Raw genomic sequence first — 15540 nt, 5'->3', positions numbered from 1 at the left:
CACCCAACATGTCCACCCCTACCTTTGACCAGCGTCTCGAGAGCATGCGCGCATCCCGCGCGGCCAACAACATGGAGTCCGGCCTCTACCACGCCAACATCAACGTGCTGGATGAGTCCACGCTCGAAGACGCTATGGAGCACCCGGAAAACTACCCGAACCTGACCGTGCGCGTGTCCGGCTACGCCGTGAACTTTGTCAAGCTGACGAAGGAGCAGCAGCGCGACGTCATTTCCCGTACCTTCCACCAGGGTGCCTAAGCCTATGGCGAACGACGGAACGAGCGGCGTCGTCACGCTTCAGCCTGAACAGGGTGAACGCGTGCGCGGCGTCGCCGCCGGTTTAGGCGGACTTTCTACCGATGATCTCGAGATCACCCGTCCAGAGCTTCTCGACGCTCGGCGGACTGGCGACATTGGTCTCATCCACTCCTGGGAGCTGGTCACTGCTGTCGACGGCCCAGGCACCCGCATGACCCTCTTTCTTTCTGGTTGCCCGCTGCGGTGCAAGTTCTGCCACAACCCGGACACCATGGAAATGAAGGAAGGCACGCTCGAACACATCGACGACGTGGTGAAGCGGATCCTGCGCTACAAGCCCGTGTTCAACGCTTCTGGTGGCGGTCTCACGCTTTCCGGAGGTGAGCCGCTGTTCCAGATCGCGTTTACGCGTCGGCTGTTGAAGGCGGTTCACGACGCCGGCGTGCACACCACCGTTGATACCTCGGGGTTCCTCGGTTCGCGCTTGACGGATGAGGATCTGGACAACATCGACCTCTTCCTGCTCGACGTGAAGTCGGGCGACCCAGATACATACGAACACGTCACCGCCCGCCAGTTGCAGCCGACGATCGACTTCGGCGACCGGCTCCACGCCAAGGGCAAGAAGGCGTGGGTCCGATTCGTCCTCGTTCCCGGTTTGACCGATGCAGAGGACAACGTGCAGCAAGTTGCCGACATTGTTGCGCGGTGGAAGGGCACCGTGGAACGTGTCGAGGTACTGCCGTTCCACAACATGGGCGCGGACAAATGGGAGAAGATCGGCCTTGACTACGAGCTGAAGGACGTGACTCCCCCATCCGCGGAGTCTGTCGAGCATGTGCGTTCAGTCTTTCGCTCGCGTGGCCTGACGGTTTTCTAACCGTCACCCACCGCGTAGTATCACCTACGTCGAGCGCGCCCCGGGTGCGCAATCTAAAGCCGCACAGGGGCCCGCGCCGTAAGGGCCACACACGCCCCTCGCACGAGTGAAAGGGGGCTGAACGCCCATGCCACCACGCATCCCACTCACCCGCCCACGGCCGAAGAAATCTCAGCCCCCGGCCCGCAAGCCCATCCCGGTGCCGATTGAACGCTCGATCGATTTTTGCCGCGTCTTCGTCGATGGCACCGGGTTGCCCCAAAACTTCCGCGTCGCGGAAGCCATCGAATTGGTGAACCAGCACGAGAATGCGTTTGTATGGCTGTCGCTCAAGGCTCCAAACATCGAACAGATGGAGCGCCTCGCGGAGCTCTTTGACATCCATGACCTGATCGTTGATGACATCGTGGATGCACACCAGCGCCCCAAGATCGAGCGCTACGACGAACAGCTTTTCATGGTGGTGCGCTCCGTCCACTACCGCGACGACGAAGAAGTCGCTGACGCCCGCGAGATCATTTCCACGGGCGAGGTACAGGTCGTGACCGGGCCGAAGTTCGCGATCACGATTCGCCACAACGCCCCCATGCCTGATCTCACCGCATCTCTGGAAGAGGAGGAAGAGGTCGCGCAGGTCGGGCCCGTCGCTGTGTCCTGGGTCGTTGCCAACCACCTGGTAGACGCTTACCTCCGCGTCGCGGAATACCTGAGCCAGGACGTCGATGAGCTAGAGAACGAGGTCTTCACCCCGAAACGCCAGATCAACATCGACAAGATCTACAACTACAAGCGCGAGATCTTGGAGATGCGCCACGCGATTGACCCGCTCAGCCCAGCACTGCGCTCAGGGATGATCAACCACAAGGATCTCCTGCGCAAGCCTCTGCGGTCCTATTTCCGAGACGTGCAGGACAACGCCACGATCGCATCTGACCGCATCTCCGGATTCGACGAGCGACTGTCGTCCCTGCTCGACGCTTCTGTTGCCAAAGTGAGCATGCAGCAGAACGCGGACATGCGCACCATCTCGGCCGTGGTCGGCATGGCGGCCGCGCCGACCATGATCGCCGGCATCTACGGCATGAACTTCGAGTACATGCCGGAGCTCGGATGGAAGTACGGGTACACGGTCGTCCTGATCATCATGTTCGGGGTCATGGCGGCGATGTTCTGGTGGTTCCGCCGTAACCACTGGCTCTAAAACGCAAAGCTAGCTCAGGATCATAAGCTTGAGGTTTGTCACGGCGACCAGCTTGTCCCCGTTGCGCATTTCAATGCGCCACAGGTGGGTGCTGCGCCCAACGTGCACCGGAGTGGCCACCGCCTCGATCCGCCCCTGTGTCACACTGCTGAGCAGGTCGGTGTTGTTGCTCATCCCCACCACCAGCTTTCCGCTGGTCACAATCGCAGCGGCAGAGCCCAGCGTCTCACCAATGGAGGCGTAGACACCACCGTTGACAATGCCTGCGGCCTGCAGGTGGTGTGGCTCAACATCCACGTAGCACTCCAGTCTCTCGCTGGAGCAGTACGTGATCACCATGCCGATGTGCTGCGCAAATCCGGTATTTTCCGCATTCAAAGCGGCAAGTTCTGCATCGTTGAGCGGCTCGGGTCCCACCGGTTGATTCAGGTCACGCAGTGTCATGAACTCACTCTACGATGCTCCTGACGCGCACGTCCGGCGTAGAGTTTTGGTCATGACTCAACCCGCGAACTCTCCCGAAACCCCCTCCCCCGAGCACGCAGACAGCCTCGCCCAGATCGGTGTCGTCGGTATGGCGGTGATGGGCTCGAACCTCGCGCGCAACTTCGTGTCAAAGGGCCACACCGTGGCCATTTACAACCGCTCACCCGAAAAGACCCGGGCGGTCATGGAGCAGCACGGCCACGAAGGCGCGTTCATTCCATCGGAAACCATCGAAGATTTCGTGGCATCGCTGGAACGCCCCCGCAAGGCCATCATCATGGTTCAGGCGGGCCCCGCCACAGATGCGGTCATCGATCAGCTCGCGGCGGCGATGGATGAAGGGGACATCATTATCGACGGCGGCAACGCCCTGTTCACCGACACCATTCGCCGCGAGCGCGACGTGGCTGCTCGCGGACGCCACTTTGTCGGCGCCGGCATTTCCGGCGGCGAGGAAGGCGCGCTGAACGGGCCGTCGATTATGCCTGGTGGCCCTGCGGAATCTTGGGAGACTTTGGGTCCCCTCCTGGAGGATATTTCGGCAAAGGTCGACGGTGAACCTTGCGTGACCCACATCGGTCCAGACGGCGCCGGCCACTTTGTGAAGATGGTGCACAACGGCATCGAGTACGCCGACATGCAGGTCATCGGCGAGGCGTACCACCTGCTGCGCTACGCGGCGGGCATCGAGCCGGCCGAGCTCGCGGACATCTTCAGTGAGTGGAACGAAGGCGACCTCGATTCCTACCTCATCGAGATCACTGCGGAGGTCCTACGCCAGAAGGACGCGCGCACAGGACAGCCGTTCATCGACGTGATTGTGGATGCTGCTGGACAGAAAGGCACGGGTCGCTGGACGGTGAAGGAGGCGCTTGACCTTGGCGTGCCGGTCACCGGCATCGGCGAGGCGGTCTTCGCCCGCGCGTTGTCCTCGGCACTTGCGCAGCGCGAAGCTGCGCAAAACATCGGTTTGCCGGCGGGCGACACCACCACACTTGAGGCTCTGGGGATTGAGCGGGACGCGTTTGTTGAGGATGTCCGCCGCGCGCTTTACGCCTCCAAACTGGTGGCGTACGCGCAGGGCTTCGACGAGATCAATGCGGGTTCGCAAGAATATGGTTGGGGCGTGCAGCCGGGTGACCTTGCCCGCATCTGGCGTGGCGGCTGCATTATCCGCGCGAAGTTCCTCAACCGCATCACCGAGGCCTACGAACGCGATCCGGAGCTACCGTCGCTGCTGCTGGACCCGTACTTCAAGGCGGAACTGGAAAAGGGACTGGTGGATTCGTGGCGCCGCGTCGTGGTCACCGCAACGCAGCTAGGACTGCCGGTGCCGGTGTTCGCTTCTTCCCTCTCCTACTACGACTCGCTGCGCGCCAAGCGCCTGCCAGCTGCCCTGATCCAGGGGCAGCGCGATTTCTTCGGCGCGCACACCTACCGCCGCGTCGACATGGAGGGCACGTTCCACACCGCCTGGTCGGGCGATCGTGAGGAGCTGAGCTACTAAGATCGCACGAATGACTTCTTTCGCCGACCTAGGGCTGCCCCACGAGATCGTCCGCGTCCTGAACAAGCAGGGCATCGAGGAGCCCTTCCCTATCCAAGAGGCCGCGATTCCCGATGCGCTGGCTGGCCGCGATGTTCTCGGACGCGGACCCACCGGCTCCGGCAAGACGTTCACCTTTGGTCTTCCGATGCTCGCCCGGTTGGCAGGAGCACCGTCCAAGCCTGGTCGCCCGCGCGGTCTGGTGCTCGCCCCCACGCGCGAGCTTGCAGCGCAGATCCGCGAGCGGCTCGAAGATCCCGCGGCCGCGCTCGGGCTGCGCGTCCTCGACGTGGTCGGCGGAGTGAACATCAACCACCACATCCGCGCGCTCGCCGCTCCGGTTGACCTACTCGTAGCAACCCCAGGTCGCGCCGAGGACCTCATCAGTCAGGGCAAGCTTTCGCTTGACGACGTGCGCGTTACCGCCATCGACGAAGCAGACCAGATGGCTGATATGGGTTTTTTGCCGCAGGTACGCAAGCTGCTCGACCGGACGCCGCCAGACGGTCAACGGCTGCTGTTCTCTGCGACGCTTGACGGTGACGTCGAAAAGCTCATTGCTCGCTACATGCACGATCCGGTGACCCACTCGACTGCCCCTGTCGAGGCGGCGGTGGACACGATGGAGCACTACCAGCTGCTGGTCGGCGACCGCGACACCCGCAACGAGATCGTGCTGCAGATCGGCGCGCGAAACGGCAAGACCATCATGTTCATGCGCACCAAGCACGGTGTGGATCGCCAAGTGAAGAAGCTGCGCCGTGTCGGCGTGAACGCGATGGGTCTGCACGGGGATAAAGGTCAGGGCGCGCGCACTCGTGCGATCGAAGGCTTTTCCGACGGCACCACTCCCGTGCTAGTGGCAACCGATATTGCCGCGCGCGGGATCGACATCAACGACGTGTCGCTTGTTGTTCACGTGGATCCGCCCGCCGAGCACAAGGCGTACCTGCACCGGGCGGGGCGCACCGCACGCGCTGGCACCTCCGGCACGGTTGTGACCCTGGTGATGGATGAGCAGCGCAAGGAAGTCGACCAGTTACTCAAGAAGGCCGGAGTGGACGCACCAACTGTGCGTGTTACCCCGATGTCGGAAGAATTGGTTAACATTACTGGCGCACGTAAACCCGAGGGAGCACCGCTGCCGCCCCCGGGTCAGCAACCGGCGAAATCCTCGTCCGCTAGGGCGTCCGGAGGGCAGCAACCGCGCTCGCGCCGCCGGCGAGGCGGAGGCGGCAAGCAAAGGCACTAACGCACCACGCACATGGACATATTCATCTCCATCCTTTCGCTCCTCGGGTTCATCCTGCTCACCGCCTCGACAGGCCTGTTCGTGGCTATTGAGTTCGCGATGACGGGACTTGAACGCTCCACCATCGAGGCGCATGTCCGCGACAAAGGCGATGCTGCCGCTCGCGCAGTTGCACGCGATCACGCGAACCTCTCCTTTGTGCTCTCGGGCGCGCAACTCGGCATCACCGTGACCACCCTGGCAGCGGGCTTTTTGGCCGAGCCGGTGTTGGGCCAGTACTTCACGCCTTTGCTGGAATTGGCGGGGCTCGACGCATCGGCGTCCAGGGCTGTCGCACTGATAATCGCGCTTATCGTTGCGACGTTCCTCTCCATGGTGTTCGGCGAGCTGGTACCGAAGAACATTGCGATTACGGAGCCGTTGGCCACCGCGCGCTTCGTGGTGCCGCCGGTCAACGCGTTCAATACGGTGTTCGCCTGGTTCATCAAGTCGCTGAACCGATCCGCGAACTGGATTGTGCGGCGCATGGGCATCGAGCCGGCCGACGAGCTTGCCTCGGCACGCTCCGGACAGGAACTCGGCGCCATGGTGCGAAACTCCGCGGAAGCTGGCGGTCTGGATGCGGAAACCGCGGCGGTGATCGATCGCTCGCTGCGCTTCGGTGAAACCACGGCAGAAGAGGTGATGACTCCGCGCTCCACCATTGACTCGCTGGATGCCGAAGACACGGTTGCGGATCTCATCTCGCTGGCTCGCGAGTCGGGCCATTCCCGCTTCCCGGTGCGACGCGGCGACCTCGACGACACGATTGGCTTCGTGCACATCAAGGACGCCTTCTCCGTTCCAAGGGAGGAGCGCGCCACCACCAAGCTCGCCCCCCTCGCCCGCCCGGTGCCGTTCGTGCCGGGCACGCTCGACGGCGACGCGGTGCTCAACCGCGTGCGCTCCGCCGGCTCCCAGGTGGTGCTGATCGCAGACGAATACGGCGGCACGCAGGGCTTGGTCACTATCGAAGACGTCGTTGAGGAGATTCTCGGCGAGGTTTACGACGAGTACGACGACAGGGAGTCGATGCGCGATTTCCAACGATTCGGCACTTCCTGGGAGGTCGCCGGCCTTGTCCGCCTCGACGAGCTGGAAGAAAGGACTGGGTATACCGCCCCGGATGGGCCATACGAGACTTTAGGCGGGCTGATCATGGCCACGCTCGGACGGGTTCCGCGGGTCGGTGACCGCATCGTACTGCCACGGAACGCAGTGACCAGCTTCCAGGAGGAACTGGAGTCCGGTGCCGAGGGGCACTGGCTCGCTCGGGTGACGGTGATGGATGAGCGTCGTGTGGACCGCACAATCTTGAGTCCCATCACCCCGGAGCAAGCTGAACAGGCGAAGCAGGCGCAGGAGTCTCGACAAGCCTCGAACGGAGGTGCTCGATGAACATCTTTGCCGCCATTCTGCTCATCGCGGTGTTGCTCGCCGTCAACGCCTTTTTCGTCGCCACCGAGTTCGCGCTAGTGTCCTCGCGTCGCGACCGCCTCGAGTCGCTGCTTGCTCAGGGCAAGAGCGAAGCCAAAGGTGTTATCCACGCAATCGAGCACCTGTCGATCTACCTGGCCGGTGCTCAGTTTGGCATCACCGTGGCCTCGCTCATCCTGGGAAAGGTCGCAGAACCCGCTATCGCCCACTACATCGAAGTCCCCTTCGAGGCGCTGGGGTTGCCTGGGGAGCTGCTTCACCCGATCTCCTTCGTCATCGCGCTCATCATCATTTCCTACCTGCACATTCTGCTGGGTGAAATGGTGCCCAAGAACATCGCCATCGCGGGCCCCGAAACCACCGCGATGCTGCTCACTCCGGCGTTCACCGTCTGGATGCGGGCCACCCGACCGATCATCGAAGGCCTAAACTGGGTCGCCCGCCGCACGCTGCGCGCCTTCGGCATCGAACAGCGCGACGAGCTCGAATCCACTGTGGACCAGGAGCAGCTGGCCACCATGATCAAGGAATCGAGCGAAGAAGGTCTGCTAGACGCAGAGGAAACTCGCCGCCTCGCCAACGCGCTGCGCACGGAGTCGCGCAGCCTCAGCGAGATCATGATCCCGCTCGGGGACCTAGTGACCCTTCCCTACCGTCCACGCGGCACCCGCCTTTCCGAGATTGAGCAGGCGGTGCGCGAGACCGGCTACTCACGCTTCCCCGTGGAGCGCGCGCCCGGCGTCCTTGTCGGCTACATCCACGTGAAGGACTGCCTCGACCTCATGGAGTCCGAGGAAGAGGACCCGGTCATGCCGGTCTCCCGCATTCGTGCACTGAGCATTGTCGACGGCGCACAGTCCCTCGACGACGCTCTGACCGCCATGCACCGCCGTTCTGCGCACATGGCGCAGGTGCGCGACAACGGCGAGCTGGTCGGGGTGGCCGCGCTCGAAGACATCATCGAGGAGTACGTGGGCACCGTGTCGGACTGGACACATGAAGAGGAATAGCGAGAGGGTGTATACACCGACGGCGTATAAAGAGGCCGTCGATAAGCACGAGCTCCGGGCACGAGCCTTCACTGAGCCGCACCTCGAGCGGCGCACCCGCGGGATCGCGCACCCCGTGTGGGATTTCCTCTTTGACTACTACCCCTTCAGGGCAAGCCAGTTACGTACCTGGCACCCGGGGCTTGGGGCTTTGCTTGTCGACGCCTCCGCCACACCGCACGCGCGCTATCCCCACTACGAAACGCTGGAGGATGGCACTGTGCGGTTCAACCCCGAGTCTTTCCTCGCAAAACGGCGCGCCGAGATGGTGCGCATCCGCGAGCTGCTTCGGGCCACGCAGGACCGGCCCGCCCACTTTGACTGCTTTGGCATGCATGAGTGGGCAATGGTGTATCGCACGGAGCGTCCGCGCCACGATCTGCCACTCCGCCTCGGCGCCGCCGGCACCGACGCTGTGGTGGAGTCGCACCAGCTTAAGTGCAGCCATTTCGACGCTTACCGCTTCTTCGCTCCTGCCGCGCGCCCGCTCAACCTCACCGTGCTTGAGCGCGAAGATCAGATTGCGCAGGACCAGCCCGGCTGCGTGCATGTGACGATGGACTTGTACAAGTGGGCGGCAAAGCTTGGGCCGGTGGTGCCCGGGGAGCTCTTGCTTGATGCTTTTGAGCTTGCTGCGCGGGCGCGACAACTCGATATGGAGGCTTCGCCCTACGATTGCCGCAGCCTAGGTTTCGACGTGGTTGCGGTTGAGACAAACGAGGGTAAAGCTGAATATGTCACCCGGCAGCGGCAACTCTCGGAGGAGGCAATTCCCCTGCGTTCCCAGCTTGTCGCCCTGCTGGATCAGCTGTTGAGCGACTAGACTGCGGTCGGATGGACGGCTCGCGCAACGCGAGCACAATCGGAGGCGGTAAGGCGAAGATGGGTAGGCATTCGAGCGGGCAAAACAACTACAGGCTTTCTGGCCGCGCTATCGCCGCGCTGGTTGTTGCGTTAGCGCTGGTCGCCGGCCTGATTTGGTTTGTTGTGTGGCAACGCGGGGCTTCTGAATCAACCGCAGCCCAGGGCGATGGAAGCGGCACCAACGATTCGTGCGTCTCTGGCGAAATTACGCTGCCGGTCGCGTCCTCGAACGCGGTTGTGGGCAAAGAGCTTGTCGACGCTTACGCGGCAAGCAACCCCGTGGTACGCGACTACTGCATCCGCCCGCAGCTGGTGGAGACGCTGAGCGACGCCGCGGTCTACATCGCGCCGAATACTCCGATTGCGCACCAGGAACTTGCCCGTTCTGGCCGCACCGCGGCTGTTGCAGACCCTGAGCAGGTCTTCGCGGACGTAGTGGGGTTGAGCGGCCAAGATAACCCCGGTCCCAATGTCCCGTTGCAGAAGGTGGTCTTCCCTACCCAGATGCCAGCATCCTCCGCGGTGGTCGCGTCGCTGCTCGCGGACAGCGATAGCACGGCGGTTAACGTGCTCACCGATCAACAAATCGACAGCGTCGACGGGATTACCTTGACGCCGGGGATGTGGGTGGCCACCTCGAAAGCAAACTCCCTGCCCCACGCTGGGTTCTACCCACTCGATGCTTCGGTGATCTACACCGCCATCCCACTGAATTCCGGGGCCACAGTGGATGAGAACCAAGCCCGTGCCGGCCAGGACTTCGCCCGCTTCGGTGCGCAGAGTTTCGATGCGGAAACCCCGAAGCAACCGGTCATCGCCGAGATGGTCTGGGCCGCGGCAATGCCCACCGGAGGAGCGGCGCTGACCGCCGACGGCAACTCCCCCACCAACGCCAACGATGCCGCCGTCGCCGCCGACGGGCAAGTGGGCAACACGGTGTTCCTGCTAGATACCTCCGGCGCCATGGAGCCCTATCTCGAGTCTGCGAAGCGTGGTGTGGAGCGCGCCGCCGATGAGGTCACAGCCGCTGGACACAACGTTGCACTGTGGAACTACTCCTCCCCGCTCAGCGTCGGTGTGACGAATGGGTACCGCGACAACGTGGCCATGACCTCGAGCCCGTCCGCGGTGAAGAATGCGGTTGCCCCCCTGACTACTGGCGGCGTTCCGCAAACCCGCGAGGCCGTGACTGCGGCGGTGGGCTCGTTCCCAAGCCCGGTGCGGATCGTAGTAATCACCACCGGTACTGCAGACGGCGAGGACGACGCCGTCTTCACCAAGGCGATTCAAGCCGGTGCCGACAGCGGCACCTCGATCGCGGTCGTGCATGTCGGCAGCGCGCCGCACGACAAGGCTCTCGAAGCAGTCGCCGCATCGCGTCAGCAGGTGGGTTCAGCAGCCGAACTCGAAGCGGCGATCGTCGCAGCGACCGGCACCCGCTCTTAGGACAAAAAGCTCCCGCACGAAGCAGTGCGGGAGCGGTGGGAGTAAAAGTAGTTTGCTTTACGACGTCTTGCGGCGACGGCGGGCAGCCAGCTCGTCGATCCCGACAACGTTTTCCGGCTCAGCGTCCTCAATAACGCGCTCGGACGGGAACGCAGAGATGGTCCCGGTGAGTTCCTTCATGATCTGCGGAACAGCAATGCCGAAGACACCCTGGCCGCCGTTGAGGAGGTCGATGATCTCCTCGTTGCTACGACACTCGTACACCGTGACACCATCGGAAACCAGCGTGATCTCAGCGATGTCATTGACACCGCGGTCCCGCAGCTTGTCAACTGCCAAGCGGATGTTCTGGAGCGAAATGCCGGTGTCCAAGAGACCCTTGACGATCTTCAGAACCAGGATGTCCTTGAAGGAGTACAGGCGCTGGGAGCCGGAGCCCTTTGCACCGCGGATCGACGGGCGCACCAGGTTGGTGCGAGCCCAGTAGTCGAGCTGGCGGTAGGTGATGCCGGCGACTTGGCACGCGATTGGCACACGGTAGCCGACCTCGTCGGACGGGCCGATGTCGAACAGCGACTCCTGTACCGGTGCCACGTAATCCTCGACAGGGGTGTCGGTAGTGTTCGTAGTCACGTAATTACTCCCATGGTGTTTGCCTGTAGGCCTAATGCATATTAAAAGCCAGCTTAGAGGTTCGGTCAAGCCTTACCTCAGCAACACGCCGAAAGTCTCAACCTCAACTTGAGGGTTTGGGCCCGGTATCAGGATCGTCCTCCCCCATGTCGGGAAAGTCTGCCGCATCTACACCTAACTCTCGCATGAACGCCTCAAACGCTGCGGCGTCGAGCCCGTCCGTATCGAGTGTTTCGGGCGGGATTTCGTCGACATCTGAGTTGTCCTCGATCTCAATGCCGAAGTACTCTGCAGCGTCACGTCCGTTGATGTGTATCGAGGCGTGCTGCAGCACCGTCTCATCCGCTTCGATCTGGACATCCATAACGAGTCCCAGCAGCAGTGCGTCCGAGGTGCGCATGTCAATCTCGGCGCCGTTGTCCAATGTCAGTGTCGCAACAAAGACACCTTCGTGGTAGCTAGACAACTCGATTGCGTTCACCTCGGCCGAGGTCTGGTCGATCACGTCGGCTAGCACATCGTGCACACCAGGCCTGCGCGGTGCCCAGTCTTCAAGGCGCGCCGCGAGCAGTGCTCCTTCGATTGGCGGCAACCAGACAGGCAGATACCGGCTGCTTTCCTCCCACTCGAACAGCGCGCACATGAAGTTTTCCGGTCCGATTGGAAACACTCCGAGAAGATGGATAGGAGTCATTTCGCGTGCCCTTCGCGCAGCTTACGGACGCTGGTCGCGCAGCTCTCGCTTGACCAGCGAGGCGTGCAGCGAAACTACAAGCGCGGACACCTGCTGAGCGAGTTCATCCGCCTGCTGGCGTGCAGCGGTTTTCCCAGACTTAGCCACTGGCTCCGCGACTTGCGCAATCAGGTCTGCTTGGCGCGAGGCCGCGGTGCGCAGTGTTTTGAGGTGACGCACGTCGAAGCCGAACTCGCGCAATTGCATAGCTGTCGACACAATGCGCACGTCATCTGCGCAGAACAACCCGGCAGAATCCGGGACGAGCAATCCGGCCTTTATCAGCTCAGCAACCGTGTTTTCCTCCGCGCCCGTCTGGGTCGCCAGGTCGGCATCCGTCAGGTATGCGTTCGCGTCGACTCGAAACGAATCCGGCGAGATCATCGGCTCTGAGTCTGCCGAACTCAGCACCGCAGTGACTTTGCCCGCATCCATCGCCTCGAGCTGCTCGCGGATAACTTTGAGCGGAAGGTAGTTATCTCGCTGCGTGACCAGGATGTAGCGCAGGCGCTCCACGTCCTCGTCTGTGAAGCGGCGATACCCGGATGCCGTGCGCTGCGGGGTAATCAGCCCCTCTGACTCCAGAAACCGGATCTTGGACACCGTCACGTCCGGAAACTCGCCGCGCAACTGTTCAAGTACTACTCCGATGGACATCGTTTTCGCGGACGGCCGTTTGACGGCCTGCGGCGAGGTCTTACGGATAGCGCTCACGGGTATCTGCTCAATCTTTCGTCGAGGTTGAAGGTTAGGGCCTGTTTCTTTGCACCGCCCAAAGCCCAATGGCCAGGGCGCGCATTAGAAGTTACTTACCGTTGGAGATGAAAACGAGACGGAACTTGCCGATCTGGATCTCGTCACCGTCGGAGAGCAGCTCGGAGTTACGCGGCTCGCGGTTCACATAGGTGCCGTTCAACGAGCCCACGTCAACCACCTCGTAAGAGTCATCCTTTCGGCGGAACTCGGCGTGGCGGCGTGACACGGTCACATCGTCGAGGAAGATATCTGCTTCTGGATGGCGACCGGCGGTGGTGGAGTCTTGGTCTAGGAGGAAGCGAGCACCTGCGTTCGGGCCACGCTTAACGACGAGCAGCGCCGCGCCCTCGGGGAGGTTCTCTGCGCCGGAGGTCGAATCCGGGGAAGCTGCCGCGCCAGATTCCATCTCCTTCAACAGATCAGCGCGGAAGACCGAGGTGGTTTCCACCTGGTTCTGTGGTGTGCCCGTGTTTTCGCTCATGAGACCCTCCAAGTAGCTCAACAAAACTTAATCGCTCGCTATATTACCGGCTCGTGACTGCTGCGGTGGGTTTTGCCACCCAAGTGCGGGGTTGGCCATCAGCGGAACAGATTGCCGATGCCGGAGAGCACCGAATTGCCCGAACCTGCCAACGGATTGTCCGAGACCATGTAGGTCCACGTCGAGCTGGGGCGCTTCCACCCCGCGTCGGCAAGGTGTGCGCCGCCCTCGTCGATTTCGACGGTCTCGAACGTCTCAGCTGCCTTGTCCACGGCCCGATTTGCAAGATCCTTGAACTCCCGTACGGCAATGCGGTGGTACTCGTCGATCGGCGTCTCCCGGGCGATCGCACGCAGGTGGATAGATTCGCGGACGTCGTCCATCATGGCGAGGTGCTCGGACCACTCGTCGTCGAGGTGGAACAGCATGATCTCCCGGGCCGCCTGCACCTTGACGCCATCAGGGAGGTGCTCCAGTTCCGCCGCCCGCTGCGGGTGGCGGCTTGCAAGCTCGCGCCATGCAGCGTCGGTATCAAGCAGCGCCGTGCGGCGCTCGTCGAGGATATCGCGGTGATCCGCGAGCAGCTTGTTGTACTTCCAGGTCTGGGAATGGATCTCCAGTAGCTGACCTTCGGTAACACGCTGGCAGTGTTCAATGAACTGCTGAATGCGGTTCGAATCTATCCGGCCAGTGGCATCCGGCTGCGCGGTGACCTGTTCATCGGCACCGCCGACCTTGACGATGTCATCCTCCAGCGACACGAAGAACAGGCTCAACCCGGGGTCGCCCTGCCGGCCAGCGCGTCCGCGCAGCTGGTTGTCCAAGCGTGCGGTGCGGTGGCGGGCAGTGCCAATCACTGCGAGGCCGCCGAGCTGGGCAACTTCGTCGTGGTCGCGTTCGTCGGCCCCGCCGAGACGGATGTCGGTGCCGCGTCCGGCCATCTGGGTGGAAACCGTCACGCGCCCGGTGTCGCCCGCCTCGGCGATAATCCGGGCCTCTTCCGCGTCGTTCTTCGCGTTGAGCACGTTGACCTCAATGCCGCGCGCCTGCAGCGCGTCTGCGAGCGCCTCGGATTCTGCGACGTCGTGCGTACCGACGAGCACCGGCTGGCCGGTGGCGTTGATATGCGCGATCTCGTCGACGATGGCGGCGTTCTTCTCCTCCATAGTCGCGTAGATCCGATCCGCTTCGTCGAAACGCGCCAGCTCGTTCGCCCGGTCAATGACGGACACGTGCAAACCGTAGAACGAACGCAGCTGGTCAGTCGCTTCGACCGCGGTGCCGGTCATGCCGCACACAATTGGGTAGCGGCGCATGAGCGCCTGCAGGGTTATGGAATCCAGGATCCGCCCGCCTTCGGAGACATCGAGGCCTTCTTTCGCCTCCACGGCTGCCTGCAGACCGTCAGGCCAGCGCTGGAGTTCGGCGACGCGGCCGCGCGAGGCGTCGACAAGCGCGACCTTGCCCTCGGAGACGATGTAGTGCACGTCGCGCACCAGTAGCGCCTTGGCGTGCAGCGCGAGGTTGACGCGCACGAGCGTGGTGCCGATGTGCTCGTCCGAGTACAGAGAATCGATGCCGAGGAGGCGCTCGATCTTGGAGGCGCCGCCGTCGGTGAGGAAGACGTTGCGTCCCTCGGCGTCGATGGCGTAGTCCTCGCCCTCCTCCAGCTGCGCAACCGCCGCAGTGATCTGCCCGGTCGCCTGCTGTGAACCCTCGGAACCGGCGAGAACGAGCGGCACCAGGGCTTCGTCGACAAGCACACTGTCCGACTCGTCGACCAGCGCGACGTCCGCGGGAACCTGAACCGTTTGGTCGCGGTGGGTGATTTGATTGTCGCGCAGGTGGTCGAAGCCGATCTCCGTCACCGGCGCGTAGATCACGTCGCAGCGGTAGCCCGCGACGCGCTCCTCCCGCGAAGATGATTCAGTCACCGCAGCGACAGTGAGTCCAAAGAATTCCACGAGCGGGCGCATCCACTCCGCGTCGCGGGCGGCGAGGTAGTTGTTCACGGTGATCAGGTGCACGCGCTTGCCAGTCAAGGCGTAACCCGTAGCCGCCATCGCACCGACCAGCGTCTTCCCCTCGCCGGTGGCCATCTGGATCACATCACCTTCGAGCAATCGCAGCACTGCTTGGTTCTGCACGGTAAACGGCGTCATCCCAAGAGTTCGCTGCGAGGCGACGGAAAGCCCCGCCAGAAATCGCGGCTTATCCCCGATCGCACCTGCGGCGACGGTGCCGCGGACTTCGGCCGCCAACGCAGCGTCGTCAAGCTTTGCAAGCTCTGGGATGAGCTCCTCTGCTGCCGCCACGATGCCTTTGGACTTCTTGTTGTTGCGCTCGGCTGAAGAGCCCATGGCCTTCCAGAACCAGTCGAATGCGCCCATGTGTGCTGCCGTCCTTCCTCAATGCCCTCAATGCCCTCAGTGCCCTCAGTGCCCTGTCGCGTGGATTGCTAGCAAACTTCTCCTATC

Annotated in this window: 15 protein-coding genes; 9 read left to right on the top strand and 6 right to left on the bottom strand. The window is 62.6% G+C overall.

The annotated features are described in order from the left end of the window. The first annotated feature begins 8 nt into the window (after positions 1-8). The 3 genes from grcA2 to CGLAU_RS06220 all read left to right on the top strand — a co-directional run bounded on the left by grcA2 (position 9) and on the right by CGLAU_RS06220 (position 2341). Positions 9-260, top strand: a complete 252-nt coding sequence (grcA2, locus tag CGLAU_RS06230) for an autonomous glycyl radical cofactor GrcA2 (RefSeq protein ID WP_095659938.1) — start codon at positions 9-11, stop codon at positions 258-260. A 4-nt stretch (positions 261-264) separates the two neighbouring features. Continuing rightward, entirely contained in the window at positions 265-1140 is an 876-nt protein-coding gene (gene pflA, locus CGLAU_RS06225) for a pyruvate formate-lyase-activating protein (RefSeq protein WP_095659937.1), read from the top strand. Positions 1141-1267: 127 nt separating this feature from the next. Beyond that, complete coding sequence (locus CGLAU_RS06220; RefSeq protein WP_095659936.1) at positions 1268-2341, top strand: magnesium and cobalt transport protein CorA; 1074 nt, start codon at positions 1268-1270, stop codon at positions 2339-2341. Between the two features lie 9 nt (positions 2342-2350). Here CGLAU_RS06220 and CGLAU_RS06215 read toward each other — a convergent pair whose 3' ends face one another. Beyond that, positions 2351-2785, bottom strand: coding sequence for a PaaI family thioesterase (locus CGLAU_RS06215; protein WP_095659935.1), 435 nt, complete (start codon positions 2783-2785; stop codon positions 2351-2353). 52 nt (positions 2786-2837) lie between these two features. Here CGLAU_RS06215 and gndA point away from each other — a divergent pair, with 52 nt between their 5' ends. Genes gndA through CGLAU_RS06185 form a run of 6 tightly spaced genes read left to right on the top strand, consistent with a single transcriptional unit; the run spans position 2838 to position 10460 of the window. Beyond that, positions 2838-4334 (top strand): NADP-dependent phosphogluconate dehydrogenase, encoded by a 1497-nt coding sequence (gene gndA / locus CGLAU_RS06210; RefSeq protein WP_095659934.1) that lies wholly within the window; start codon positions 2838-2840, stop codon positions 4332-4334. A gap of 10 nt (positions 4335-4344) precedes the next feature. Then, positions 4345-5625 (top strand): DEAD/DEAH box helicase, encoded by a 1281-nt coding sequence (locus CGLAU_RS06205; protein WP_095659933.1) that lies wholly within the window; start codon positions 4345-4347, stop codon positions 5623-5625. Between the two features lie 12 nt (positions 5626-5637). Beyond that, a complete protein-coding gene (locus CGLAU_RS06200) occupies positions 5638-7062 on the top strand; it encodes a hemolysin family protein (RefSeq protein ID WP_095659932.1) in 1425 nt (474 codons plus the stop codon). After that, positions 7059-8111: a hemolysin family protein gene (locus CGLAU_RS06195; protein ID WP_095659931.1), complete on the top strand. Its 1053-nt coding sequence runs from the start codon at positions 7059-7061 to the stop codon at positions 8109-8111. Before CGLAU_RS06200 ends, CGLAU_RS06195 begins: the two co-directional genes overlap by 4 nt. Continuing rightward, positions 8098-8973: a 3-methyladenine DNA glycosylase gene (locus tag CGLAU_RS06190; RefSeq protein WP_095659930.1), complete on the top strand. Its 876-nt coding sequence runs from the start codon at positions 8098-8100 to the stop codon at positions 8971-8973. The genes CGLAU_RS06195 and CGLAU_RS06190 overlap by 14 nt, the downstream gene beginning before the upstream one ends. Positions 8974-8984: 11 nt before the next feature. Continuing rightward, a complete protein-coding gene (locus tag CGLAU_RS06185; RefSeq protein ID WP_095659929.1) occupies positions 8985-10460 on the top strand; it encodes a vWA domain-containing protein in 1476 nt (491 codons plus the stop codon). 57 nt (positions 10461-10517) lie between these two features. Here CGLAU_RS06185 and CGLAU_RS06180 read toward each other — a convergent pair whose 3' ends face one another. The 5 genes from CGLAU_RS06180 to secA2 form a co-directional block, all read right to left on the bottom strand. Next, on the bottom strand, positions 10518-11093 hold the full coding sequence (locus CGLAU_RS06180; protein ID WP_095659928.1) for a MerR family transcriptional regulator: 576 nt from the start codon (positions 11091-11093) through the stop codon (positions 10518-10520). A 103-nt stretch (positions 11094-11196) separates the two neighbouring features. After that, entirely contained in the window at positions 11197-11787 is a 591-nt protein-coding gene (locus CGLAU_RS06175; protein ID WP_095659927.1) for a bifunctional nuclease family protein, read from the bottom strand. Between the two features lie 21 nt (positions 11788-11808). After that, positions 11809-12555, bottom strand: coding sequence for a transcriptional regulator FtsR (gene ftsR, locus CGLAU_RS06170; RefSeq protein ID WP_415877154.1), 747 nt, complete (start codon positions 12553-12555; stop codon positions 11809-11811). A gap of 76 nt (positions 12556-12631) precedes the next feature. Continuing rightward, entirely contained in the window at positions 12632-13063 is a 432-nt protein-coding gene (gene odhI / locus CGLAU_RS06165; RefSeq protein WP_095659926.1) for an oxoglutarate dehydrogenase inhibitor Odhl, read from the bottom strand. A gap of 98 nt (positions 13064-13161) precedes the next feature. Beyond that, positions 13162-15453 carry an accessory Sec system translocase SecA2 gene (gene secA2 / locus CGLAU_RS06160; RefSeq protein WP_095659925.1) on the bottom strand — a complete coding sequence of 764 codons (2292 nt, stop codon included), beginning with the start codon at positions 15451-15453 and terminating at the stop codon, positions 13162-13164. Positions 15454-15540: the final 87 nt, after the last annotated feature.

It is taken from the genome of Corynebacterium glaucum, assembly GCF_002287505.1.
Taxonomy (GTDB): Bacteria; Actinomycetota; Actinomycetes; order Mycobacteriales; family Mycobacteriaceae; genus Corynebacterium; species Corynebacterium glaucum.
Note: the sequence above shows the minus strand (reverse complement) of the source record. Positions and strands in the feature narration are given on the sequence as shown.

Excerpts from the sequence above, each read along its gene's own strand:
- grcA2 (WP_095659938.1), top strand. The coding sequence starts at position 9 with ATGTCCACCCCTACCTTTGACCAGCGTCTCGAGAGCATGCGCGCATCC.
- secA2 (WP_095659925.1), bottom strand. The coding sequence starts at position 15,453 with ATGGGCGCATTCGACTGGTTCTGGAAGGCCATGGGCTCTTCAGCCGAG.
- odhI (WP_095659926.1), bottom strand. The coding sequence starts at position 13,063 with ATGAGCGAAAACACGGGCACACCACAGAACCAGGTGGAAACCACCTCG.
- CGLAU_RS06175 (WP_095659927.1), bottom strand. The coding sequence starts at position 11,787 with ATGACTCCTATCCATCTTCTCGGAGTGTTTCCAATCGGACCGGAAAAC.
- gndA (WP_095659934.1), top strand. The coding sequence starts at position 2,838 with ATGACTCAACCCGCGAACTCTCCCGAAACCCCCTCCCCCGAGCACGCA.
- pflA (WP_095659937.1), top strand. The coding sequence starts at position 265 with ATGGCGAACGACGGAACGAGCGGCGTCGTCACGCTTCAGCCTGAACAG.
- CGLAU_RS06200 (WP_095659932.1), top strand. The coding sequence starts at position 5,638 with ATGGACATATTCATCTCCATCCTTTCGCTCCTCGGGTTCATCCTGCTC.
- CGLAU_RS06205 (WP_095659933.1), top strand. The coding sequence starts at position 4,345 with ATGACTTCTTTCGCCGACCTAGGGCTGCCCCACGAGATCGTCCGCGTC.
- CGLAU_RS06185 (WP_095659929.1), top strand. The coding sequence starts at position 8,985 with ATGGACGGCTCGCGCAACGCGAGCACAATCGGAGGCGGTAAGGCGAAG.
- CGLAU_RS06220 (WP_095659936.1), top strand. The coding sequence starts at position 1,268 with ATGCCACCACGCATCCCACTCACCCGCCCACGGCCGAAGAAATCTCAG.
- CGLAU_RS06195 (WP_095659931.1), top strand. The coding sequence starts at position 7,059 with ATGAACATCTTTGCCGCCATTCTGCTCATCGCGGTGTTGCTCGCCGTC.
- CGLAU_RS06190 (WP_095659930.1), top strand. The coding sequence starts at position 8,098 with ATGAAGAGGAATAGCGAGAGGGTGTATACACCGACGGCGTATAAAGAG.
- CGLAU_RS06215 (WP_095659935.1), bottom strand. The coding sequence starts at position 2,785 with ATGACACTGCGTGACCTGAATCAACCGGTGGGACCCGAGCCGCTCAAC.